The 23,598-nt window shown below is 61.4% G+C and carries 19 protein-coding genes; 14 read left to right on the top strand and 5 right to left on the bottom strand.

Translation table 11 applies throughout. The annotated features are described in order from the left end of the window. Positions 1 to 22: 22 nt before the first annotated feature. The 6 genes from ACSAMP_RS14570 to ppdK all read left to right on the top strand — a co-directional run bounded on the left by ACSAMP_RS14570 (position 23) and on the right by ppdK (position 7,597). Positions 23 to 2,014 (top strand): fructose-1,6-bisphosphatase, encoded by a 1,992-nt coding sequence (locus tag ACSAMP_RS14570; protein ID WP_457800951.1) that lies wholly within the window; start codon positions 23 to 25, stop codon positions 2,012 to 2,014. Between the two features lie 225 nt (positions 2,015 to 2,239). Further along, positions 2,240 to 2,620, top strand: coding sequence for a GntR family transcriptional regulator (locus ACSAMP_RS14565; protein ID WP_457800950.1), 381 nt, complete (start codon positions 2,240 to 2,242; stop codon positions 2,618 to 2,620). Further along, on the top strand, positions 2,617 to 3,477 hold the full coding sequence (locus ACSAMP_RS14560; protein WP_457800949.1) for an ABC transporter ATP-binding protein: 861 nt from the start codon (positions 2,617 to 2,619) through the stop codon (positions 3,475 to 3,477). The genes ACSAMP_RS14565 and ACSAMP_RS14560 overlap by 4 nt, the downstream gene beginning before the upstream one ends. Then, positions 3,474 to 4,118 (top strand): ABC-2 transporter permease, encoded by a 645-nt coding sequence (locus tag ACSAMP_RS14555; protein ID WP_457800948.1) that lies wholly within the window; start codon positions 3,474 to 3,476, stop codon positions 4,116 to 4,118. The genes ACSAMP_RS14560 and ACSAMP_RS14555 overlap by 4 nt, the downstream gene beginning before the upstream one ends. Positions 4,119 to 4,130: 12 nt before the next feature. After that, a complete protein-coding gene (locus ACSAMP_RS14550; RefSeq protein WP_457800947.1) occupies positions 4,131 to 4,640 on the top strand; it encodes a cob(I)yrinic acid a,c-diamide adenosyltransferase in 510 nt (169 codons plus the stop codon). Positions 4,641 to 4,963: 323 nt separating this feature from the next. Beyond that, on the top strand, positions 4,964 to 7,597 hold the full coding sequence (gene ppdK, locus ACSAMP_RS14545; protein WP_457800946.1) for a pyruvate, phosphate dikinase: 2,634 nt from the start codon (positions 4,964 to 4,966) through the stop codon (positions 7,595 to 7,597). Positions 7,598 to 7,677: 80 nt separating this feature from the next. Here ppdK and ACSAMP_RS14540 read toward each other — a convergent pair whose 3' ends face one another. Next, positions 7,678 to 8,604, bottom strand: coding sequence for a reverse transcriptase family protein (locus tag ACSAMP_RS14540; protein ID WP_457800945.1), 927 nt, complete (start codon positions 8,602 to 8,604; stop codon positions 7,678 to 7,680). 430 nt (positions 8,605 to 9,034) lie between these two features. On the opposite strand from ACSAMP_RS14540, the gene ACSAMP_RS14535 reads away from it, so the two are divergent. Further along, the gene (locus ACSAMP_RS14535) at positions 9,035 to 9,994 is read left to right on the top strand and encodes an exonuclease domain-containing protein (protein ID WP_457800944.1); all 960 of its coding nucleotides are present in this window, start codon (positions 9,035 to 9,037) and stop codon (positions 9,992 to 9,994) included. A 57-nt stretch (positions 9,995 to 10,051) separates the two neighbouring features. Here ACSAMP_RS14535 and ACSAMP_RS14530 read toward each other — a convergent pair whose 3' ends face one another. From ACSAMP_RS14530 to ACSAMP_RS14520, 3 genes are all read right to left on the bottom strand, one after another. Then, complete coding sequence (locus ACSAMP_RS14530) at positions 10,052 to 10,846, bottom strand: HAD-IIA family hydrolase (RefSeq protein ID WP_457800943.1); 795 nt, start codon at positions 10,844 to 10,846, stop codon at positions 10,052 to 10,054. Between the two features lie 173 nt (positions 10,847 to 11,019). Continuing rightward, the gene (locus tag ACSAMP_RS14525) at positions 11,020 to 11,493 is read right to left on the bottom strand and encodes a DUF4358 domain-containing protein (RefSeq protein WP_457800942.1); all 474 of its coding nucleotides are present in this window, start codon (positions 11,491 to 11,493) and stop codon (positions 11,020 to 11,022) included. Positions 11,494 to 11,546: 53 nt separating this feature from the next. Beyond that, complete coding sequence (locus ACSAMP_RS14520) at positions 11,547 to 12,458, bottom strand: GDSL-type esterase/lipase family protein (protein WP_457800941.1); 912 nt, start codon at positions 12,456 to 12,458, stop codon at positions 11,547 to 11,549. Between the two features lie 329 nt (positions 12,459 to 12,787). Between ACSAMP_RS14520 and ACSAMP_RS14515 the strand changes: the two genes are divergently transcribed. The 6 genes from ACSAMP_RS14515 (at position 12,788) to ACSAMP_RS14490 (ending at position 22,183) form a co-directional block, all read left to right on the top strand. Further along, positions 12,788 to 15,253: a GGDEF/HDGYP domain-containing response regulator gene (locus ACSAMP_RS14515; RefSeq protein WP_457800940.1), complete on the top strand. Its 2,466-nt coding sequence runs from the start codon at positions 12,788 to 12,790 to the stop codon at positions 15,251 to 15,253. Positions 15,254 to 15,347: 94 nt separating this feature from the next. Next, positions 15,348 to 15,710 carry an Hpt domain-containing protein gene (locus tag ACSAMP_RS14510; protein WP_441795311.1) on the top strand — a complete coding sequence of 121 codons (363 nt, stop codon included), beginning with the start codon at positions 15,348 to 15,350 and terminating at the stop codon, positions 15,708 to 15,710. A gap of 93 nt (positions 15,711 to 15,803) precedes the next feature. Continuing rightward, complete coding sequence (locus tag ACSAMP_RS14505; protein ID WP_457800939.1) at positions 15,804 to 18,338, top strand: ATP-binding protein; 2,535 nt, start codon at positions 15,804 to 15,806, stop codon at positions 18,336 to 18,338. Positions 18,339 to 18,590: 252 nt separating this feature from the next. Then, positions 18,591 to 19,913 (top strand): electron transport complex subunit RsxC, encoded by a 1,323-nt coding sequence (gene rsxC, locus ACSAMP_RS14500; RefSeq protein ID WP_457800938.1) that lies wholly within the window; start codon positions 18,591 to 18,593, stop codon positions 19,911 to 19,913. After that, a complete protein-coding gene (locus ACSAMP_RS14495; RefSeq protein ID WP_457800937.1) occupies positions 19,910 to 21,568 on the top strand; it encodes an RnfABCDGE type electron transport complex subunit D in 1,659 nt (552 codons plus the stop codon). The genes rsxC and ACSAMP_RS14495 overlap by 4 nt, the downstream gene beginning before the upstream one ends. A gap of 27 nt (positions 21,569 to 21,595) precedes the next feature. Continuing rightward, the gene (locus tag ACSAMP_RS14490; protein ID WP_441795316.1) at positions 21,596 to 22,183 is read left to right on the top strand and encodes an Rnf-Nqr domain containing protein; all 588 of its coding nucleotides are present in this window, start codon (positions 21,596 to 21,598) and stop codon (positions 22,181 to 22,183) included. 61 nt (positions 22,184 to 22,244) lie between these two features. On the opposite strand, the gene ACSAMP_RS14485 is transcribed toward ACSAMP_RS14490, so the two are convergent. Then, positions 22,245 to 23,054 carry an HAD-IIB family hydrolase gene (locus tag ACSAMP_RS14485; protein ID WP_457800936.1) on the bottom strand — a complete coding sequence of 270 codons (810 nt, stop codon included), beginning with the start codon at positions 23,052 to 23,054 and terminating at the stop codon, positions 22,245 to 22,247. 216 nt (positions 23,055 to 23,270) lie between these two features. Between ACSAMP_RS14485 and ACSAMP_RS14480 the strand changes: the two genes are divergently transcribed. Continuing rightward, positions 23,271 to 23,456 carry a hypothetical protein gene (locus ACSAMP_RS14480; protein WP_457800935.1) on the top strand — a complete coding sequence of 62 codons (186 nt, stop codon included), beginning with the start codon at positions 23,271 to 23,273 and terminating at the stop codon, positions 23,454 to 23,456. The last annotated feature ends 142 nt before the right edge of the window (positions 23,457 to 23,598 follow it).

Genomic DNA, 23,598 nt, shown 5'->3' with positions numbered 1-23,598 from the left:
ACCTGAAAAGGAGGCGCTTTTTTTGAACGCGAAGAGCACGTTTCAACCCCAGGAGCTGGAGTATCTCCGGCTGCTGGCAAAGCAATACCCCACGGTGCAGGCGGCCAGCACCGAGATCATCAATCTCCAGGCCATTCTGGGTCTGCCCAAGGGGACGGAGCACTTTATCTCTGACATCCACGGGGAGTATGAGGCCTTTTTACATATCCTGAACTCCTGCTCCGGCGTGGTGAAGGAGAAGCTGGACGAGCTGTTCGGCACCACCATGACCCGGGCGGAGCGGGACCAGCTGGCCACCCTCATCTATTACCCGGAGGAGAAGCTGAAGCTCATCACCGCCCAGGGGGACGACCTGAAGGAGTGGTACCGCATCACCCTCCACCGCCTCATCGAGGTGTGCCGCTGGGCCGCCTCGGTCTATACCCGGTCCAAGGTCCGCAAGGCCCTGCCCCGTGACTACGCCTATATCATCGACGAGCTGCTCCACGTCAACTATGACGAGGCGGACAAGCGAGACTATTACGAGAACATCATCGACACCATCATCGACATCGACCAGGCCCCAGGCTTTATCATCGCCGTGTGCGGGGTCATCAAGCGCATGGCGGTGGACCGGCTGCACATCGTGGGCGACATCTTTGACCGCGGCCCCCGGGCGGACATCGTCATGGACGCCCTGCGGAAGTATCACAGCGTGGACATCCAGTGGGGCAACCACGACATCCTGTGGATGGGCGCCGCCTCCGGCTCCCGCACCCTGGTAGCCACAGTATTGGCCAATTCCATCCACTATAACAACCTGGAGGTCATCGAGACGGGCTATGGTATCTCCCTGCGCCCCCTGTCTATCTTCGCCAACGAGGTGTATAAGGACTGCGACACCCACCGCTTTGCCGTGAAGCTAACCGGGGCGGACGCCGACCAGTACACCGAGAAGGACAAGCTGCTCTCCGCCCGGATGCACAAGGCCATCACCGTCATCCTCTTCAAGCTGGAGGGGCAGAAGGTCATGCGCTGCCCGGAGTTTGGCATGAACGACCGGCTGCTGCTGGACAAGATCGACTATGAAAACAAGACGGTGACCATCGGGGAAAAGACGTATCCTCTGGAGGACTGCGACTTCCCCACCGTGGACCCCGCCGACCCCTATACCCTGACCCCGGAGGAGAGCCAGGTCATCGACCAGCTCACCGCGTCGTTCCAGCGCAGCGAAAAGCTGCAAAAGCACATCCGCTTCCTGTATTCCAAGGGCGGGCTGTATAAGGTATTCAACGGCAACCTGCTCTTCCACGGCTGCATCCCCATGACCGCCGACGGGGAGCTGATGACCTTTACCATCGGGGGCAAAAAGCGCGCGGGCCGGGCGTTTTTGGACTATGCCCAGACCACTGCCCGCCGGGCCTATTACGACAAGCCCGGCTCTGCAGAGCGGCAGTTCGGCATGGACTTTTTGTGGTGGTTATGGGCGGGCCGGAATAGCCCCATCTTTGGCCGTGACCGGATGACCACCTTCGAGCGGCGGCTCATCGCCGACGAGAGCGCCTGGACCGAGCCCAAGAACAGCTATTACACCCTGTACAACGACCCCGCCGTGTGCGAGGCCATTTTGAAGGAGTTTGGCCTGGAGGGCCCCCACTGCCACATCATCAACGGCCACATCCCCGTGAAGACCAAGAAGGGGGAGAGCCCCATCAAGGGCGGCGGCAAGCTGATCGTCATCGACGGCGGCTTCTGCAAGGCCTATCAGCCCACCTCTGGCATCGCCGGGTATACCCTGATCTATAACTCCCGGAACATCCGCATCGTCTCTCACCAGCCCTTCGCCGGGCGGGAGGAGGCCATCCTCCACAACCACGACATCGCCAACGACAGCGTGATCTTCGAGCGGATGGAGAACCGGGTGAAGATCGCCGAGACGGACATCGGCAAGGAGCTGAAACACCAGGCCGCCGACCTGCGCCGCCTGCTGGAGGCCTATCGCGCCGGCGCGGTGACGGAGGACCACAAGGAGTAAACAAGAGCACCAAAAAGTAGATCATACGATACACTCGGTATTGACAGGACATGTTGATACCGGGTGTATTTTCTTTTAGGCAAAAAATCCCCGAGATCCCCCTTGACAAAGGGCACTGCGTGTTATATCGTATATATAGTATATATACGATAATACCAACAAACACACCGACTGTCTCCGTCCAGCCCCGGGCGGGGGCGGCGGGCGTGTTGAAAGGGGCGGAACATGGATATTATACTAAGCAACTCCAGCGGAAAACCCATCTATCAGCAGATCGCCGACCAGGTGAAGGAGCAGGTCTGCTCCGGGGCGCTGGCGGCGGGGGAGGCCCTGCCCTCTATGCGTCTGCTGGCCAAGGAGCTGCGCATCTCGGTCATCACCACAAAGCGGGCCTATGAGGAGCTGGAGCGGGACGGTTTTCTGGAGAACGTTCCCGGCAAGGGCTGCTTTGTGGCCCCACAAAACCGGGAGCTGCTGCGGGAGGCCCAGCTGCGCCGGACGGAGGAATTTCTCAGTCAGGCGGTGGAGGAGGCCCGTAAGGGCGGCATCACCCTGGAGGAGCTGGAAGAAATGCTCACCATTTTGTATAAAGGGGATATATTATGACAAATTGTATTGAAGTCAAGGGGCTGTGCAGGTCCTTCGACGGCTTTGCCCTGAAAGACGTCTCCTTCACCCTTCCGGGGGGCTGTATCATGGGCCTTATCGGGGAGAACGGTGCGGGCAAGACCACCACCCTGAAATGCCTGCTGGGGACGATCCGCCGGGACGAGGGGACCGTCTCCCTGCTGGGCTGCGACCCCTGGAGCCAGCCCCGTCAGGCCAAGGCGGAGGTGGGCGTGGTGCTGGACGACTGCTTTTTCCACGACAGCCTCCGTCTCAAAGACATCTCCACCATCCTCGCCCCCGTGTTTCCCGCCTGGGACGATGGGCTGTTCCGGGACTATCTGGACAAATTCCAGCTGCCGGAGAAAAAGACGGTAAAGGAGCTGTCCCGGGGGATGAAGATGAAGCTGTCCCTGGCCGCCGCCCTGGCCCACCGGCCCCGGCTGCTCATTTTGGACGAGGCCACCGCCGGACTGGACCCGGTGGTCCGGGACAGCATTCTGGAGGAGCTGCTCTCCTTCGTCTCCGACGAGGAGCACGCCGTCCTCCTGTCCAGCCACATCACCGGGGACCTGGAGAAGATCGCCGACTACATCACCTACCTCCACCGGGGGCAGGTCATCCTGTCCGCCCCCAAAGACGATATTCTGGAGCAATACGGCCAGGTGGGCTGCTCCGCCGCCCAGCTCTCCGCCCTGGAACCCGAGCTGCTGACCCGGGTGCGCCGGGGGGAGTTTGGCTGCCACGCCCTGGTCGCGGACCGGGCGGCTTTTCAGCGGGTCCACCCGGAGCTCTCTGTGGAGCCGGTGACCCTGGACGATATCATGCTGTTTGTGGGAAAGGGGGAGGCCGTATGACCGGCTTGATCTTAAAAGATGCCCTGGTGCTGAAAAAGAGCCTGAAGAGCTATCTGCTTCTGCTGGCCGTGTACGCGGTGCTGACCGTCACCGGCCTATTCTCGATAAGCTTTGTGGCCGCCTTTTTAGAGGTCATCGCCATGATGCTGCCCATGTCCGCCTTCGCCTTTGACGAGCAGGCCCACTGGGACCGGTATGCCGCCGCCCTGCCCCTCAGCCGCCGGGACCTGGTGGCCGCCCGGTATCTGTTCACCCTGCTGGTGCTGCTGTGCGCTGCGGCCTTTGGGGCGGCCATGTGCGTGGTGGTGTCCTTCTCCGGGGACTGGGACGCGGTGTGGGAGTGCGGCATGAGCATCGCCGCCACCCTGCTGCTGGGGGTGCTGGCCCTGTCGGTGTCCATGCCCCTGAACTATCGCCTGGGGCCGGAGCGGGCCCGGATAGCCCTGTACGTCACCCTCCTGCTGCCCGTGGCCGCCCTCTTTGTCTCCATCAAGGGCGAACTGTGGTCCGGCAGTCAGGTGACCCATCTGGAGGAGCTGCCGCCCCTGCTGCTCCTGCTCCCCTATCTCCTGCTGGCCGGGGTGGCCCTGGCGGTGTCCTTTGCCGTCTCCTGCGGGATCATGGCCGAAAAAGACTGTTAAGGGGGTGCTATCATGATCCATCTCTATCACGGCAACGGCAAGGGCAAGACCACCGCCGCCATGGGCCTGGCCCTGCGCATGGCCGGGCGGGGCAGACCCGTAGTTATTGCCCAGTTTTTAAAGGGAGCCGACAGCGGCGAGCGTCTGGCCCTGGCCCGGCTGCCCCAGGTGACGCTGCTCCCCGTGCCGGAGAAGCTGAAATTTCTCTTTGCCATGACGGAAGAAGAGCGGCGGCAGGAGGCCCGGCGGGCCCAAGAGCTGCTCGCCCAGGCCGGACAGGCCGCCGCCGACCCCGATTGCGGCCTGGTGGTGCTGGACGAGGTGTGCGACGGGGTGAACGCCGGGCTGCTCCCCCTGGCGGACCTGCTCGCTCTTCTGGACGGCGCCCGGGCGGAGGTGGTCCTCACCGGGCGGGACCCGGCCCCGGAGCTGACAGAGCGGGCAGACTATATCACCCATTTTCAAAAGGAAAAGCACCCCTATGACCGGGGCGTCCCCGCCCGGTGCGGGGTGGAATTTTAGGCCGGGCCGGGGACGAAAAAAATTTACAGTTTTTTTACGCCGGATTCGCCCGCCTGATTGTTGCCGGTTTTTCAACTTTTTTCGGTTTTTCTTTATTTTTCTTGCGGTTACAAAAGAAAAAGGCCCCCTTCTTTTAAAATTTATCAAATATGGGCATTGCAATATTTCCTGCAAATGATTATAATGGTCCCGTAGCAATGATACACAGGATAATGACAGAGCATCGTTTGCATTCAGCGGCCTTTTCCGCCGGTCTCCCTGGAGAGAGACGGGGCGGACTTTTGCGGGAAAAACTGCTGATAAGAAGAAAGGATTGATGGAAAATGGCTACTAAATTCGTATACCTTTTCTCCGAGGGCAACGGCAAGATGCGCGAGCTGCTGGGCGGCAAGGGCGCCAACCTGGCCGAGATGACCAATCTCGGCATGCCCGTGCCCCAGGGCTTCACCATCACCACCGAGGCCTGCACCCAGTACTATGAGGACGGCGAGCAGATCAACGACGAGATCCAGGCTCAGATCATGGAGTATATCTCCAAGATGGAGGAGATCACCGGCAAGAAGTTCGGCGACCTGGAGAACCCCCTGCTGGTCTCCGTCCGTTCCGGCGCCCGCGCCTCTATGCCCGGCATGATGGACACCATCCTGAACCTGGGCCTGAACGAGGACGTGGTGGAGGTCATCGCCAAGAAGTCCGGCAACCCCCGCTGGGCCTATGACTGCTATCGCCGCTTCATCCAGATGTATTCCGACGTGGTCATGGAAGTGGGTAAGAAGTATTTCGAGGAGCTCATCGACCAGATGAAGGCCAAGCGCGGCGTCACCCAGGATGTGGAGCTGACCGCCGAGGACCTGAAGGAGCTGGCCGGTCAGTTCAAGGCCGAGTATAAGTCCAAGATCGGCCAGGACTTCCCCACCGACCCCAAGGAGCAGCTGATGGGCGCCATCAAGGCCGTGTTCCGCAGCTGGAACAACCCCCGCGCCATTGTCTATCGCCGCATGAACGACATCCCCGGTTCCTGGGGCACCGCCGTCAACGTCCAGTCCATGGCCTTCGGCAACATGGGCGACGACTGCGGCACCGGCGTGGCCTTCACCCGTAACCCCGCCACCGGCGAGAAGAAGCTGATGGGCGAGTTCCTGACCAACGCCCAGGGCGAGGACGTGGTGGCCGGCGTGCGCACCCCCATGCCCATCGAGGAGATGGCCCAGAAGTTCCCCGAGGCCTTTGCCCAGTTCCAGTCTGTGTGCAAGACCCTGGAGGATCACTACCGCGACATGCAGGACATGGAGTTCACCGTGGAGCACGGCAAGCTGTATATGCTCCAGACCCGTAACGGCAAGCGCACCGCCGCCGCCGCCCTGAAGATCGCCTGCGACCTGGTGGACGAGAAGATGATCTCCGAGCAGCAGGCCGTGGCCATGATCGACCCCCGCAACCTGGACACCCTGCTCCACCCCCAGTTCGACCCCGCCGCCCTGAAGAAGGCCACCCCCGTGGCTTCCGCCCTGCCCGCCTCCCCCGGCGCCGCCTGCGGCAAGATCGTCTTCACCGCTGAGGACGCCAAGGAGTGGGCCGAGCGCGGCGAGAAGGTGGTCCTGGTCCGTCTGGAGACCAGCCCCGAGGACATCGAGGGCATGGTCGCCTCCCAGGGCATCCTCACCGTCCGCGGCGGCATGACCTCTCACGCCGCCGTTGTGGCCCGCGGCATGGGCACCTGCTGTGTCTCCGGCTGCGGCGCCATCAAGATGGACGAGGACAACAAGCAGTTCGAGCTGGCCGGCAAGACCTATCACGAGGGCGACTGGCTCAGCCTGGACGGCTCCACCGGCAACATCTATGGCGAGGCCATCCCCACTGTGGACGCCTCCATCTCCGGCGAGTTTGGCCGCATCATGGCCTGGGCCGACAAGTACCGCGTGCTGAAGGTCCGCACCAACGCCGATAACCCCCGCGACACCGCTCAGGCCGTGAAGTTCGGCGCTGAGGGCATCGGCCTGTGCCGCACCGAGCACATGTTCTTCGAGGCCGACCGTATCCCCGCCATCCGGGAGATGATCTGCTCTGACACCGTGGAGCAGCGGGAGAAGGCCCTGGCCAAGCTGGAGCCCATGCAGCAGGGCGATTTCGAGGCCATGTACGAGGCCCTGGAGGGCCGTCCCATGACCGTCCGCTTCCTGGATCCCCCTCTGCACGAGTTCGTGCCCACCGAAGAGGCCGATATTGAGAAGCTGGCCCACGACATGAACAAGTCCGTGGCCGACATCAAGGCCATCATCGCCTCCCTGCACGAGTTCAACCCCATGATGGGCCACCGTGGCTGCCGTCTGGCCGTGACCTTCCCCGAGATCGCCGCCATGCAGACCCGCGCCGTCATCAAGGCCGCCCTGAATATCAAGGCCAAGCACCCCGACTGGGATATGGTCCCCGAGATCATGATCCCCCTGGTGGGCGAGGTCAAGGAGCTGGCCTTCGTAAAGAAGACCGTGGTGGAGACCGCCGATGCCATCATCAAGGCCGCCGGTTCCGACATGAAGTATAAGGTCGGCACCATGATCGAGATCCCCCGTGCCGCCCTCACCGCCGACCAGATCGCCAAGGAGGCCGAGTTCTTCTCCTTCGGCACCAACGACCTGACCCAGATGACCTTCGGCTTCAGCCGCGACGATGCCGGCAAGTTCCTGGATGCCTACTACGCCAACAAGATCTACGAGAGCGATCCCTTCGCCCGCCTGGATCAGACCGGCGTGGGCCGTCTGGTGGAAATGGCCTGCAAGCTGGGCCGCCAGACCCGCCCCGACCTGAAGCTGGGCATCTGCGGCGAGCACGGCGGCGACCCCTCCTCCGTGGAGTTCTGCCACAATGTGGGCCTGGACTATGTCTCCTGCTCCCCCTTCCGTGTGCCCATCGCCCGTCTGGCTGCCGCTCAGGCTGCTATCAAGAACCCCCGCAAGTAAGTTTTTTGTACAATATGACAGCAAACACCCCCGGTTCTGCGGAACCGGGGGTGTTTTGTCTTTTATCAGCGGATATATTCTCATCTCTCCAGCGTATGCAGCTGCTGCATCACCCAGCGTCTCTCTTGCCTCAGTTCCTGATCGTCCGGCATAACAGAGCAGGCATAGTTGATCCGCCCCAGGAGCTTTGGCAGATAGTCCTCGGCCCTTTCCCCGCTGCCCATCCTCTGCAGATGGGCAGCCACGCCGAACTTCCGACAGTAATACACCTCCTGGCGCAGCTTCTTCCGGTACGCCGCCGGAATACGCAGGCCCTCGTTGACCACCAATCCCGTCACGCTCTGCCGCTGTCCCCGGACCGCCCGAACGGTTTTCTTCTCGTTCAGAAACAGGCCCATTTTCCGCAGCTCTGTCCGCACAAGCCTGACGACCTCCCGGCTGTCAAAATCACCGGAAAACGTCATGTCGTCGCAGTATCGGGTATAGGCGATCCCTCTGGCATCGCACCACCCGCCCACCGTGCAGTCAAAATCCCGCATAATGATGTTGGAGATCACCGGAGATGTAGGTGCGCCCTGGGGCAGCGCATCTTTATGGACACAGAGGATCGTCAGCAAAATTCGGATGGACTCAGAATAGTCCTCCGCCGGAAACGCCTTTTCCTTAACGGTGGCATAGAGGATATTGTCAAAGAAATGGTGAATATCCAGCTTGAGCAAGACGTTTTTTCCCACATGCGGCCTTGCGTTGACAATGGTACTGCCGCCGGGACGGTATGCCGTGGCATAGGGTGAGACGGGATAGGCAGACAGAAGTCTGTCCGCGATCCTGCGCTGGACTGTTTTCAAAAACTCATCCGGCACATGCAGCTCCCGGAACTCTCCCCTGTCATTTTTGGGGATCTTTACGCTGCGGTAATGCTTCCAGGACGCATTGCTGACGGAATAGAGCGCTTTTACCGAAATCCCCAGCAGACGTTCCAGATCAGAATAGCTTTTGCAGACCATGCTTATGTCCTCCTTGTGGAACAAAACAATGTGAATGCTAAGCTGCGCAGCTGTATTTTAAGCACACGGCGTGTGCCTTTTATACAGCGGAGCAGATTAGGCTGAACGAAGTGAATCAAACTAAGCTGTGCTTCCCAGCAGCGACTCGCTGCCGGTGCCAATAAAATCTGGCTTGCGCTAATGTTCCACACATCTGTTTTTCAAAGCTCTGATCATATCATATCCAGTACCATGGACAGATTCTGTCTATCTGATGAATCTTTTGCATGATTATGTCGCTTTAATTCTCTGATAAAAAGCCGTTTTTGTCAAGTGCGGCACGCTGTACTTGTTTTTTATAGCCTTTCCGGGACGGGGGTATTCTTGTCTCGTTGCATCTGCGCCGCACTTGTGATATGATGTTCAGGATATCAACACAGGAGCGGCTCACATGATTATTTTCGACTTAGAGTGGAACCACGGCTATAAGCCCCGGCTCCCGGATGAAATTTTACAGATCGGCGCAGTAAAGGTGGACCGGCTGGGCGGGCGGATCATCGACACCTTCAACGTCTATATCCACCCCTCGGTGTATAAAAAGCTCTATCACAAGGCCAAGGAGCTGCCGGACAAGGACCTTTATCTCACCTCTCCCCTGGATTTTCCCTCCGCCTACCGGGCCTTTTACGACTGGTGCGGCCAGGACGCCGTGTTTGCCGGGTGGGGCACCCAGGATGTGCCCACTCTGGCCAAAAGTGCGGCGTATTATCACCTGCCCCAGCTCACGGTGGAGCAGGAGTATGACCTGCAGGCCGCCTTTTCCCGCACCCTGGGCGTAACAAACTGCATCGCCCTGGAGAAGGCCGCCGCCTATTGCGCCATCCCCTATACGTTCGAGTTCCACAACGCCCTCCACGACTCCCTCTATACCGCCCTGGTGGGGGAGTTTGTGAGGCCGGACTGTCTGACTGTGCCCCCTGCCGAGCCTACCCCCTTGGCGGAGCTGGCCCCCCTGTGCCAGCCGAAGGCTCTGCCTGGACCGTTTACGGACAAGTCTCTGCTGCTCAACGCCAAGGCCGCCCGGCGGGTGATCTGCCCCACCTGCAAAAAGATCTATGGGGTCAGCGTGTGGCACCCCTTTGACGACGACGTCTACTACAGCCGGGTGAAGTGCCAGGAGCATGGCCGCCTGCTGTGCCGGGTGGACGTGGCCCACGCCCCCGGCGGGAACTGGAAGGGCACCCAGCTGGTCCTGCCGGAGCTGGACACCGAGACCGCCGCCTACCGCGCCGCCAAAAAGCACGAGCCCGTCCTCTGCGTCAAGGCCCGGGGCTACCACCGCCGCCGCCGGGGCCCCCGTGGGAACCGGGGAAACCGGTCCAATCGGGGCAACAACCGCAAAGCGGGATAAAAAATCCACCCCCAAGCTGTTCCGATGGAACAGCTTGGGGGCGGTTCGCGTTTTGCTTTACTGCTGGCCCCGGGCCAGCTTCACGATGTCGCCCACGCCGGGCAGGACCACGGAGGGACGGTAGGAGTAAGTATTCAGAGTCTCCTCCGTGGACACGCCGGACAGGACCAGGACGGTGGACATGCCGCTCTCCAGGCCGGAGATCACGTCGGTGTCCATCCGGTCCCCCACCATCACCGCGTCGGCGGAGTGGCAGTTGAGCAGACGCAGGCCGGTGCGCATCATCAGGGGGTTGGGCTTGCCGCAGAAGTAGGCCTTTTTGCCGGTGGCCAGCTCGATGGGGGCCACCAGAGCGCCGCAGGAGGGGGCGATGCCGCCCTCGATGGGGCCGGACACGTCGGAGTTGGCCCCGATGAGCTTGGCCCCCTTATACACCAGGTTGGTGGCCTTGGTCAGGGTGTCCAGGGAGTAGGCCCGGCCCTCGCCCACCACCACATAGTCGGGGTTCACGTCGTTCATGGTGATGCCCGCGTCGTACAGGGCGTTGAGCAGGCCCGCCTCGCCAATGGCGAAGACAGAACAGCCTGGGGACTGCTCCTTCAAAAAGGCCGCCGTGGCCAGGGCGCTGGTGTAGAAGTGGTCCTCAGACACGTCCAGGCCCAGGCGGGCCAGCTTCTGCTGGAGTTCCCGGGGGGTGTTGCCGCTGTTGTTGGTCAGGAACAGGAACTCCTTCTCCTCGTCGTGGAGCCACTGGATAAACTCTGCCACGCCGGGCAGGACCCGGTTGCCGTGATAGATGACGCCGTCCATATCGCAGATGAAACCGCGCTTGGCGTTAAAATCAAGATTCATGATGGTTCCTCCTAAAACAGGGGAAAGTCTGTCGCAGACTTTCACGAAATGAAAATCGGTAGGTCCAGCATATACCCTTTCTCCGGTCCCGTCAACCGGACTTTGGTAAAAAAGGCGTTAAAAAAGCAGCATCCCCCGGTTTTTGAACCGGGGGATGGGCATTTCCTGGAGCTTTAGTTCTTCACGGCATCCATGGCCGCATTCACATCCTCGGCCACCACCAGCAGGACGGTGTTGGCCCGGGCGGAGGTCCAGGCGCTCTCCAGCTTGGGGATCTCTTCGGGGCGATAGTCCTTGTTGGTGTCGATCTGGTTCTGGATATAGCCATCCAGGGCGGTCATGGTGGTCTGGGCGGCATCCTCGCTGTCCAGGATCAGCACGGCTGCCTCCTCACAGGTGGCCCCGGCGGAGCGCAGCACGGCGCAGTCGGTGAGCTGCGCCCGGTCAAGGCCCGCGTCGGCCAGTCCGTACAGGGCAAAGGCGGTGTCCCCGTCCACGCTCTCCAGCTCCTCGGAGAAGGCCCCGGCCTGGGCGATCTTATCCACGTCGCCGGTGGTATAGGCGCTGCCGCCTGTTCCGCTGCCGCCGCAGCCGGTCAGCGCTGCGGCGCACAGGGCCGCCGCCAGCATCATCCGCAAAAATTTCATATTGAAAACTTCCTTTCTCTCTATGTCTATATGTCTATCGGAATGGAAAACGATCAGATCTGGGGCTGCTCCCCGGTGGGATACAGGGTGTCAAAGTCCACGGTGTGGGTCTGGAGATAGGCCAGCCACTGCTTGCACCAGTCGCTGCGCAGGTGGACGCCGTCCTTGCTGGCCTCGGCGGGCAGCTCCCCGTTTTCGTTGACGAACTCGGAGTACAGGTCCAGATAGACCACCTGCTTCTCCTGGGCGGCCTTTTTGATCAGGTCGTTATACACCCGCAGATGCTCGTTGGTGAGATAGCTCCGCTTGGTGGTCTGGGCGATGACCTCCTCATTCAGGGGGATCAGGTTCTGGACATAGATGACGGCGTGGGGCTGGATGCGGCGGATGTCGTCGATGGCCTTGCAATAGTTGTCGTAAAAGCCCTGGTCGTCGTAATAGCCCAGCTCGTTCACCCCCAGGGACAGATAGACCTTGCCATACTGCTGAAGGGCCAGGGCCTCCAGCAGGGTATACTCTTTTCCGTCGATGGTCAGGGCCTTTTTCTCCTCCAGCTTGAAGATAGACAGGCCGTTGGACGTCAGGTTCTTGCCCGTGCCGATGCCGCTGTAGATAAGAAAGCCGTCGGTGCGGGAGTCGCCCACAAAGGCGGCGTCGTCAAAATAGCTGTTGTCCACCGCCTCCCGGGCCGGGGCGGGCTGGCTGAAGTCATAGCTGCCCTGGGCGGTGAGCGCCGGGGCGGATGTGTCGGGCTGGGACTGGTCCGGCTGGCTGCCGTCGGGCTGCTGGGCGTCCTCGCCGCCGGAAGAGGACGCGCCGCCGCTCTGGCTGGCGGAACTGGAGGAGGAAACGCTGCTGCCTGTGCTCTGGCTGGAGGAGGCGGGCTGAGCCGTCTTTCCGCAGGCGGACAGGGTCAGGACGATGGCAAGAGCGGCAGAAAGGGCGCCGCAGAACTTTTTGGTCATGGGGGATAGCTCCTTTTCGGTTACAGAAGAGAGATAAAACAGATGTACGCGTTTCGTACCTAAAGAGGATACCACAATTCCAGCAAAATTCAATATGTTGTTTCTTAAAATTCTCTGAATTTCGTCCCTGATCGTGTCCCCTTGCCGGGCAAAGCGACGGGGCCAGATATTTTTTTGCCCTTTGGGCGGAATTTGTGAAATTTAAGGGTGGCAAACGGAAACAAATGTGATAAAATGTAACCTGGATTTTTGTGTTAGCCACTTGGGCCATTCCCCTGCCCATGATCTTGGCCGCCATATCGGCCATATAGAGAGAAAGTGATGACCGCATGAGTATTGAACTGCAAGCACAGGCCAAGTCCCGCATTCTCATCGTAGACGACTCCAGCATGAACCGGATGATGCTCTCTGAGTTGCTGGAGGACCGGTATGACATTCTGGAGGCCTCTAACGGCGTGGAGGCCCTGGCCCTCATCCGCCAGAATCTGAGCAGTCTGGACCTGGTGCTGCTGGACATTGTCATGCCGGAATTGGATGGCTTTGGCGTGCTGGCCCACATGAAAAAGTGCCACTGGCTGGAGTTTATCCCCGTCATTATGATCTCCTCTGAGGGGGACTCCTCCTACATCGAGAAGGCCTTTAATTTAGGGGCCTCGGACTATATCCAGCGGCCCTATAAGGGCTTTCTCATCCACCGGCGCATCATGAACACCCTGGGGCTGTTCCAGCGCCAGCGGCGGCTGGTGGGCCTGGTGGAGGAGCAGGTATACGAAAACGAGAAAAACAGCCGGATGATGATCAACGTCCTGGGCCACATCGTGGAGTTTCGAAATGGCGAGAGCGGGATGCACATCCACCACATCCAGGTCATCACCAAGCTGCTGCTGCACCACCTGGTGGAGATGACCGACGCCTATCCCTTAAGCGAGAGCGACATCGCCATGTACTCCACCGCCTCCGCCCTCCACGACATCGGCAAGATCTCCATCGACGGCGACATCCTGAACAAACCCGGGCGGCTGACCCCGGAGGAGTTTGAGATCATCAAGACCCACGCGCTCATCGGTGCGGAGATACTGGAGCAGCTGCCCTTTTACTCGGACAACCCCCTCATCCACGCCGCCTATGAGATCTGCCGCTGGCACCACGAGCGGTATGACGGACGGGGCTACCCCGACGGCTTGAAGGGCGAGGAGATCCCCATCTCCGCCCAAGTCACCGCCCTGGCCGACGTATATGATGCCCTGACCAGCGTGCGCTGCTATAAAGCGGCCATCCCCCACGAGAAGGCCATGGAGATGATCTTAGACGGCCAGTGCGGGGCCTTCAACCCCCTGCTGCTGCAATGTTTAAAGGACGTGCAATATCAGGTGGCCGATGCCATGCGCAGCGACGGCGCTCAGGAGGAGCCGGACCGCCAGGCGGTGCTGCGCACCACCGAGGAGCTGCTGGAGCAGGCCCCCGGCGAACACATCCTGTCCCAGGTCAAGCTGCTGGAACAGGAACGGCTGCGCCAGGAGTTCTTCACCGCCGGGGTGCAGGAGATCCAGTTCGTCTACGATGCCGAGCTGAAAACGGCCACCATCTTAAGGGGGGCCGCCCAGTTGGGGACTGGCGAGGTCGTTGTGGACCGGGCCAGCCAGGACCAGAGCTTTCTGGGGCCCGAAAACATGGAGCTCATTCGGGAGAAGGTCCGCGCCGCTACCCCGGAGCAGCCGGAGGTGAACGTGCGCTGTCTGCTGTGCGACCACAACGGGGAGCTGCACTGGCGGACCATCATCCTGCGGGTGATGTTCACCGAGCGGGGGGGGAAACCAGTGTATACCTCCCTTCTGGGCCGTATCCTGCCCCCGGAGCAGGATCCACGCCTGCCCAGCGCCGGCAAGGTGACGGGCCAGTGCTATTCGGACGACCAGCTGCAGGCCCTGATGGACCAGCTGCGCTGCGTGTTCGATGTGGTCCGCCTGGTGGACCCGGAGAAGATGGAGGTGCTGGACGACGGCACCGGCGGCGGGGCCAGGGGCTGCAAAAATCAGCAGTGCCACGCCATATGGGGCAAGGGGGACCGGTGCAAAAACTGCATCTCCCTGAACGTCCTGCACAGCCGGAGCCAGGCGGTGAAGCTGGAATTTGTGGACGACAACGTCTATGCCGTCTTTGCCAAGTATGTCCAGCTGAACGGCCAGGGCCGGGTGCTGGAGATGGTGTATAAGATCCGGGAGGAGCTGCTGCTGGAGGCCTATGGCCGCACCAGCTTTATGGAATATGTGAACAGCTATAACCAGCAGTTCTACCAGGACGTGCTCACCGGGGCCTATAACCGCCGCTTTTACGAGGAGCAGGCCAAGACCGACCACATCTATAACGGCGTGGTGATGATCGACGGCAACCACTTCAAGCAGATCAACGACCAGTTCGGCCACGCCGCCGGAGACGCGGCCCTGCGCACCGTGGCCCAGACGGTGCTGGGCTGCATCCGCTCCACAGACCGGCTGGTGCGCTATGGCGGGGACGAGTTTATCCTCCTGCTGGTCAGCATCCCCTATGACGCCTTCCAGCGCAAGCTGGAGGAGATCGTGAGCAAGGTGGCCCGGGCCACCCCGCCGGGCTTCCCCCATATCCACCTTGGCATCACCATGGGCGGCGTATACGGCATGGAATCGGTGGAGGAGGCCGTGGCCATGGCAGACCGGCTGATGTATCAGGGCAAGCGGAACAACAGCGCCATCGAGACCATCAACGTGGCCGACCACCCCGACATCCTGGCCGCCCTCCAGCGGCGCTCGGAGCGATGACAGATGACCCAATTCTCTGGCGTGTTCCCGGTCTTCTGCCCGGGGAACACGCACAAGATTTGAGATAGAAACAAGATAGAAAGGACTCTTTACCATGAATTTAAAAGAGCTCTATGCCTGCTGCGGCGGCGACTTTGATACTGTGATGGATATCTGGCGCTCGGACGAGCGGGTGGCCCGTTTTCTGGGCCGTTTTCTGGAGGACGGCAGCTATGCCAACTTCCACAAGTTCCTGGATGCGGGCAACCTGCCCGAGGCCTTCCGCGCCGTCCACACCCTGAAGGGCGTGTGCCTCAACCTGTGCCTGACCCGGCTGAGCGAGTCCAGCGCCACCGTCACCGACGCTCTGCGCAGCGGCGAGGATCACACCACCCCCGCCATGCTGGCCCGCTTTGATGCGGACTATGCCCAGGTGACCCAGTCCATTCGGACCTATCTGGCGGAACATCAGGGCTGATCCCGGCACGTTCTCTGCCCCGTATCTCCCCCGCAGCATTCATATATATGCAAAATATACTATATGTATATATCTGAAAGGACTTCGATCCGATTGGAGCAAGTATTCAACGCGACAAAAAAGCATATCCGCAGCGGAAGCCGAAACATCCTGCTGCTGCTCATCACCGTGGCCCTCCTTTTTCTGGGTGGGCTGTACGGCACCTATCGGGGCCTGATCGTCAACTCCACTCAGATGGGAGAGGAGCTGGTGCAGAGCTATGTGGCCGACGAGGAGCGCAACCTGCTGCTCTATCAAAACCTGGTCAAGGTGGGCGTGACCTATTTAGACCAGCTCACCGACCAGGGCCTGTCCATGGAGGAGGTCTCCCGCCGCCTGATTGACTATATGAACGCCACCTCCCACGCTCTCAGTGACACAGAGCTGTCTTTGTCCCTGGCTATGAACGGGCAGCTCACCTATGACACCGATGCAGTTGTGCCGGAGGACTATAATTATCTGGACTCCGCCTGGTACGCCCAGGCCGCCGCCGTCCCGGGTGAAGTGGTCTTTACCGACCGGTTCGTCTGCCCCATCGAGCATATCAACGAGGTGGTGGTGGCAGCCGTCTCCCCCAAGACGGGCTATGCCGTGTTGGTCAATCTGCATGAAGAGGACTTTGCCTACATCCACCAGGACCTGAACCTGGGGGAGGGCGGCGCCTATTATCTGTTCGACAAAAACAGTCACCTGCTGTATGCCAGCACCCCCTTCTCCGAGGTCTCTCAGGAACAGGTGGAGGCGTATACCAAGTCTATGAATCAGCTCCACAGCACGAAAAACGGCCAGGACATCACCGATTTCCAGGGTAAGACCCGCACCTATTTCTCCGCCCCCGTGAGCAACGGCTGGAGTTGTGTCCTCACCGTGCCCCGCTCCGCCCTCATCATCGGGATGCACCAGGTCCTGGTGAGTTATGTGCTGGTACTTCTGGCCGCCCTGGCGGTCATGCTCTTTTTGTGGCGCAGGGGCCACCAGCTGCGGCAGCACCTGATCCGGGTGAGCGCCATGGTCCAGGCCCTGTGCAACTCCTTCTATGCCATATATTTGGTGGACATCAGAAATGGGCGGTACGAAGTGCTCAAGCAATCCCACGACAGCCGCTTCCATCTGGAGAAACAGGGCCCTTATCAGGAGATGCTGCAGGCTTTTCTATCCGACATGTACGAGGAGACCGCCAGGGAATTTTCCGACTGCTTCTCTTTGGAGCACCTGTCCCAGCTGGCTCAAAACCGGATAAAGAACTTTGGCGGCGACTTTCAGCGCATCTCGAACGACGGGTTTACGTGGATCAATGTAAACGTCATCGTGGACCAGCCCCTCAGCCGGGGCGAGGCCCTGCTGGCCTTTCGCCTGGCGGACACAGACCGGCAGCAGCACAGCCGCCTGGTGAAAGAGGCCATGGCGGCCGCCGATGCCCACCAGCGGGCCCAGCATCAGTTCTTCGCCAGCATGAGCCACGACATGCGCACCCCCCTGAACATCATCCTGGGGATGAACCAGCTCTCCGCCCGCCCCGACTGCACCAAAGAAAAGCGGGCGGAATACACCCGGGAGATCGACCAGGCCGGGCGCCAGCTGCTTCGTCTGATCAACGACATCTTGGACCTGTCCTGCATGGAGCAGGGCCAGCTGTCCCTGGAAAAGCACGAATTTGACCTGTGTCAGGCCCTGTCCGACCACGTGGCCCCCTTCCAGGCCCAGGCGCAGCAGCAGAACAAGCCCTTCACCTTCCGCATGGATGTGGAATACCCCATGGTCCTGGGGGACAAGGTCCGCCTGGCCCAGATCATGGACAACCTGCTGTCCAACGCCCTGAAGTATACCCTGCCGGGGGACAGCATCTCCGTCACCCTGTCCCAGGCGGGGGCGGACAACAAAAACTACCTCTTCGTGGTAGCGGACACGGGCATCGGCATGTCCCAGGAGTTTTTAAAACGGCTCTATGACCCCTATGCCCGGGAGCGGCGCTTCGGGGCCAACTCTGTTGCGGGCAGCGGCCTGGGACTGACCATCGTGAAAAATCTGGTCAGCCAGAAGGGGGGCGACATCTCCGTGGAGAGCGCCCCGGGGAAGGGCACCTGTTTCCGGGTCACCCTGCCCTTTGTCCACGCCAGCTCCGCCCAGGACGATCCCGCTCCGGCTCCCGCCGCTGCCGACTACTCTCTCAGCGGAAAACATGTGCTGGTGGCCGAGGACAATCTGTTTAACCGGGACATCCTCATCGAGCTTTTGACGGAGGCGGGAGCCATCGTCACCGGGGCCGCCGACGGGCAGGAGGCGGTGGATGCCTTCTCCCGCTCGGCCCCCTTCTCCTTTGATGTGATCCTCATGGACCTGCAGATGCCCCGACTGGACGGCTGTCAGGCCGCCCAGGCCATCCGGGTGCTGGACCGGCCCGATGCCAAATCGGTGTTTATCCTGGCCCTCACGGCCAACACCTCTGCCGAGGACATGGGCAGCTCGGTGAAGGCGGGAATGGATGCCCACCTGTCCAAGCCTGTGCCCATTCCCGTCATCTGCCGGACCCTGGCCCGCCTGACCGCCAAACGCGCGGCCAAAACGGCCGGAAATGAGACGAAAGTGTAAACTTTTGTCCCTTCCTCTGGACAGTACCGGACATTAGGATTATAGTTATGTCGTTTATAGCGCTCAATCGTCGTTGCGGGCGGACCCGGAGGTCCGCCCCTACGGCGTATTAGGGTGAATTTTCTGTTTGTTTTATCTGCGCGGTCTCTCTGCAAGTATGTAGGGGCCGACCTCTGTGTCGGCCCGTCGTTGATAGAGCGGATGCAGAAGAACGCTTTTTTCTACATCCATGACTTCTTTGGAGGTCTTTTCATGTTTCATTCCTTCTTCGGCGGGGTCAATCCCGCCCCACACAAAGAGAATACCCGGCGTAAGCCCATCGCTCAGCTGGAGCAGCCCCCTCGGCGGGTCTATCTGCCCCTGACCTCCGGCCGGGACCAGGCTCTGCTGCCGGCGGTGAAGCCGGGAGACACGGTGCAGGTGGGACAGCCTGTGGCCATCAGCCGGGGGCTGGAGTCCACCGTCCACGCCAGCGTCTCCGGCAGGGTGACGGCCATTGAGGACTGCCCCCACGCCAAGCTGGGCACTGTCTCCGCCATCGTCATCGAGAACGACGGCCAGGACACCCACTGGTCCGGGCGGCCCGAGCCCCTGATCCCCGAGCAGGTCACCCTGGAGCTGCTGCTGGGCCGGGTGCGGGAGGCAGGTATTACCGGCATGGGCGGCAGCGGCTTTCCCACGGCGGAGAAACTGCGCCAGGCCGCCGGCCGCGTGGACACCCTGATCGTCAACGCCGCCGAGTGCGAGCCCTATGTCACCGCCGACTATCGTCTGCTGCTGGAGCGCAGCGACAAGATCCTCCTCACCGCCCACACGCTGGCCCGGGCCCTGGGGGCCCAGCGGGCCGTGCTGGTCACCGAGGGGGACAAGCTGAAGGCGGTGGAGGCGGTGGAGCGCCGTCTGCGCCGCAGCAGCGGCAAGGTGGAGCTGCGCACCGTGGGCACCCGCTATCCCCTGGGGGCGGAGCGCCAGATCGTCCAGACGGTCACCGGGCGGGAAGTCCCCCCGGGCAAGCTGCCGGTGGACGTGAAGTGCGTGGTGCTGAATGTGGCCACCGTGTTTGCCATTCAGGAGGCCCTGTTCCAGGGCCGCGCCCTCACCCACCGGGCCGTCACCGTGTCCGGCGGGGCAGTGGCCCGGCCCCGGAACCTGTGGGTCCCTCTGGGCACCCCTCTGAAGGACCTGCTGGACTCGGTGGGCGGTCTGCGGGAGCAGGCGGACCAGGTCCTGCTGGGCGGGCCCATGATGGGCCTGCCCCTGGATGACCTGGCCGCCCCGGTGACCAAGGGCACAAATGCCCTCACCTGTCTCACCCGGTCAGAGCGCCGGGGAGCGGGGGAGCGGACGGTATGCGTCCGCTGCGGCAAGTGCGTCTCTGCCTGTCCCATGCACCTGGCCCCCGCCTTTATCCACCGGGCCCTGGAGCAGGACCAGCCCCGCAAGCTGCCTGTCCTCCACCCCCAGGACTGCATCTCCTGCGGCTGCTGTTCCTTTGTCTGTCCCGCCCGCATCCCCCTGCTGGAGCAGGTGGAGCGGGCCAAAGCCCTGGTATCGGAAGGAGGGGAACCCACATGAGCGAGCTGACCCGTTCTCTCCGGCTGCCCCCTCCGGCGGGCCACCCGGACTCTGCCCAGGCCATGATGCGGGACGTGCTGGTGGCCCTCACCCCCGCCCTGGCCATGGCCGTGTTCTTCTTCGGCCCCCGGGCCTTGCTCCTCACCGCCGTGTCGGTGGTCAGCTGCGTGCTGTTTGAAGGGGCCTACCGCCGCTTTACCCATCAGAGCGACACCCGCAGGGACCTGTCCGCCTGCGTCACCGGGCTGCTGCTGGCCCTCAGCCTGCCCGCCTCCGCCCCTTACTGGGCCCCGGTGCTGGGGGCCGCATTCGCCATTGTGGTGGTCAAGCAGTTCTATGGCGGGCTGGGCAAAAACTTTATGAACCCCGCCCTGGCCGGACGGATGCTGCTGGCCACCTTCCCCATGCTGATGACCAAGTGGCCCACCCCCCTGCACTGGCTGGGACTGGGCCGGGTGGACGCGGTGGCCTCCGCCACTCCTATGTCCTATCTCCACAGCGGGACGCTCCCACCCTTCAACCTGGGTCAGCTGCTGCTGGGCCAGCAGGGGGGCTGTCTGGGAGAGGTCTCCGCCTTTATGCTGCTGTTGGGTGGGGGCTATCTGGTGCTGCGCCGGGTGATCTCCCCCCGCATTCCCTTGGCCTTTTTGGCCACGGCGGCCTTTTTTGCCGCCCTCACCGCCCCGGCGGATGTCTCCGTCGCCCGGTGGGTGGCCATGGAGCTGCTCAGCGGCGGTCTGCTGCTGGGGGCCCTGTTTATGGCCACCGACCCCACTACCTCCCCCATCACGCCCCGGGGACAGCTGCTCTTTGGGGCGGGCTGTGGGACTTTGACCATGCTGCTGCGTACCTGCAGCTCCTATCCCGAGGGGGTTGGCTGGGCCATCCTCACCATGAATTGCTGCGTGTGGCTGCTGGACCGGCTGGGTATGCCCCGGCGCTTTGGCGCGGGCCGGTTCTATGCCACCCGAAAGCTGCTGCGCCGCATCCGCCGCAGCGTGGGTATGATCCACTTTGTCAAGCCCCAGCTGTCCTTCCACTTCGGCCACGGGGGCAAGGCCCCCGGCGAGGACCACCTGGACCAGATCCGGGAGCAGGCCAAGGTCATCGGCCACCTGTGCGTGGTGGTGGTCATCATGGGCGTGATGATCTTCTTCGTCCACCGCTACACCGACCTGGACACCGCCCGGACAGAGGCCGAACAGCAGACCGAGCGCCTGGCCCAGGTGATGCCCGCGGCGGCTTCCAGCTCTGAGACGCCCTATCGGGCCAACGGGGCCCTGAGCATCCTGGCGGGCTATTCTGAGGAGAACGAGCTGGTGGGCTATTGCGTGGAGGTCCAGGCCCAGGGCTTTGGCGGCGTCATCACCATGGAGGTGGGCGTGGACTTAAACGGCCAGGTCACCGGCGTGGCCGTCACCTCTCATAAAGAGACCACCGGCGTGGGCACCCGGGCCATGACCCCCGCCGCCCTCAGCCGCTATGTAGGCCGCTATGGCACCCTGCGCACCACCGGCGAGAACGCCGTGGACGCCGTCAGTGGGGCCACCGCCACCTCCAACGCCATCACCGCAGGCGTCAACCGCGCCCTGGCCATCGTGGCCAATCTGGATGCGGCGGACGGCAGCGTGGACTATGTAGACGGCGAAGTGTAACGCCCGCAAGATAAAGGAGACTTTGACATGGCTGTGATCGAGCTTGCCGGGGTGGCGCTGGCCGCCCTGCTGTCTGAAAATTTTGTGCTGGTCAGCTGCATGGGCATCGGCACCCGCCTTCGGGCCTTTCAGGACCCCATCGACGCCCTGCGCACCGGCTATTGCCTCACGGCGGTGATGATCCTCTCCGCCCTGCTGTCCTGGCTGGCCGACTTTCTGGTGCTCACCCGCTTCGGCTGGCAGCACTTCCGGCTGCTGTTCCTGTGCCTGCTCATTCCGGGCATCATCGCCGGGCTGCGGCAGTTTGTCCGGGTGTGCCTGCCAGAGCTGTCCCGGCGGATGGACGACAACCTGGCCAGCATCGGGACAAACTGCGCCGCCCTGGGCTGTGCCCTGCTCATCAGCCAGCGCAGCTATGGCCTGGGCACGGCCCTGGTGTTCGCCCTGTTCGGCGGCGTGGGGGCCACGGTGGCCATGGCCAGCTTTGCCAGTCTGCGGGAGGAGGTCAGCTTTCACCACTGCCCCCGGTGCTTCCAGGGGCTGCCCATCCTCCTCATCACCGCCGGGCTGATGGCCCTGGCCCTGGTGGGTTTTTACGGGCTGCACATGCCCTAAAACAACAAAGAAAACCGCTCAGGCTTCCAACAGAAACCTGAGCGGTTTTTTGCGCACTATTTTAAGAATATCGCCGGTCTAAGATGTCCACGATGTCCCCGATGACGCCGTCGTCACAGTGACAGAGGACTTTGGCCCCCCAGTCCTTCACCTCTTGGGCGCAGTTGGCGGGGGCAAAGGGGATGGCGGAACGGCGGAGCATGGACAGGTCGTTCTGGTTGTCTCCCACGCAATAGAGGTTCTCCGGCCGGATGCCCAGCATGTCCGCCACCTTGGCCACAAAGTCCCCCTTGGTGCTGCCCTTGGCGGTGATCTCCAGGTAATAGGCGTTGGAGAAGATGGCCTCATACCGGTCCCCCCACCGCTCCAGCAGCCACTGCTGCACCGGGCGGAGCACGTTCCGCTCCTGCTGCAAAACAGCCTTGGTCCAGGGGGTGGGCATCTGGTCGAAGGGGAGGACAGTGTAGCCGCCGCCCACCTTTTTCATGTGGGCCTCGGTGATGTAGTTGGGGTTCCAGGCGTAGATGTCCTCGGCGTGATAGACCTCAGCGCCCACCGAGGGGAACTGGGCCAGAATGGCGGAAAAGTCCGCCGGGGCGGAGGGGGGCAGAAAGGTCTGCTCCAGCATCTCGTTTTTGGAAAAATCATAGATGGCCGAGCCGTTGGACAGCACCACCGGGGCGTCCAGAGGCACCAGGTCGTGGTAGGGGGCAAAGGTCCGTCTGGCCCGCCCGGTGGCCACGGTGAAGCGCCCGCCCTGGCTGCGGAAATAGTCCAGCGCCCGGCGGTTGCGCTCGGGCACCTGGTGGTGGGAGTCGTAAAGAGTGTCATCAAAATCGCTGACCAGCAGCACGCCATCAAATTTTCCCATTAGGGTCTCTCTTTCTCCCCGGCTTTCGGGGGCGTTTTGAACAGTACAATAATAATTTAATTGTATGGAGTTTGACCGGATTTGTCAAGAGAAGGGCACAAAACACGGACCTGCGGCAGGAGAGAACCGCAGGTCCGTATTTTTATATGGCTTTTGATAGGTTTGGATGGAACCTGCAAAAGCAGTTTGGCCAGATGGCCGGAGGAGAATGCTTGCTTGTTACTTGGCGAAGGTGCGGTAATAATCCTTCAGGAACTCAGACAGCTTTTTCATATTGAAAACTTCCTTTCTGTTGAAGAAGATGGATTTGAGGGGAGCGGGTTTCTTATTTTGCGAAGGTACGGTAATAATCCTTCAGGAATTCAGCCAGTTTTTTCATATCAAGACTCCCTTTCTGTTTGAAGTGAATGGCGGAAATGAAACATCAGAAATTCTCGGCGAAAGTCTGATAATACATCCGCAGCATCTCGGTGAGCTCGTTCCAAATGTTCCGTTTCATGAATCAAGACCTCCTATTTCCTTTGTTTCATGTGACTTTTTGTTT

It is taken from the genome of Flintibacter sp. SJQ-8 (genome assembly GCF_054108085.1).
The sequence above is the reverse complement of the archived record's forward strand: the minus strand, read 5'-3'. Positions and strand labels throughout refer to the sequence as shown.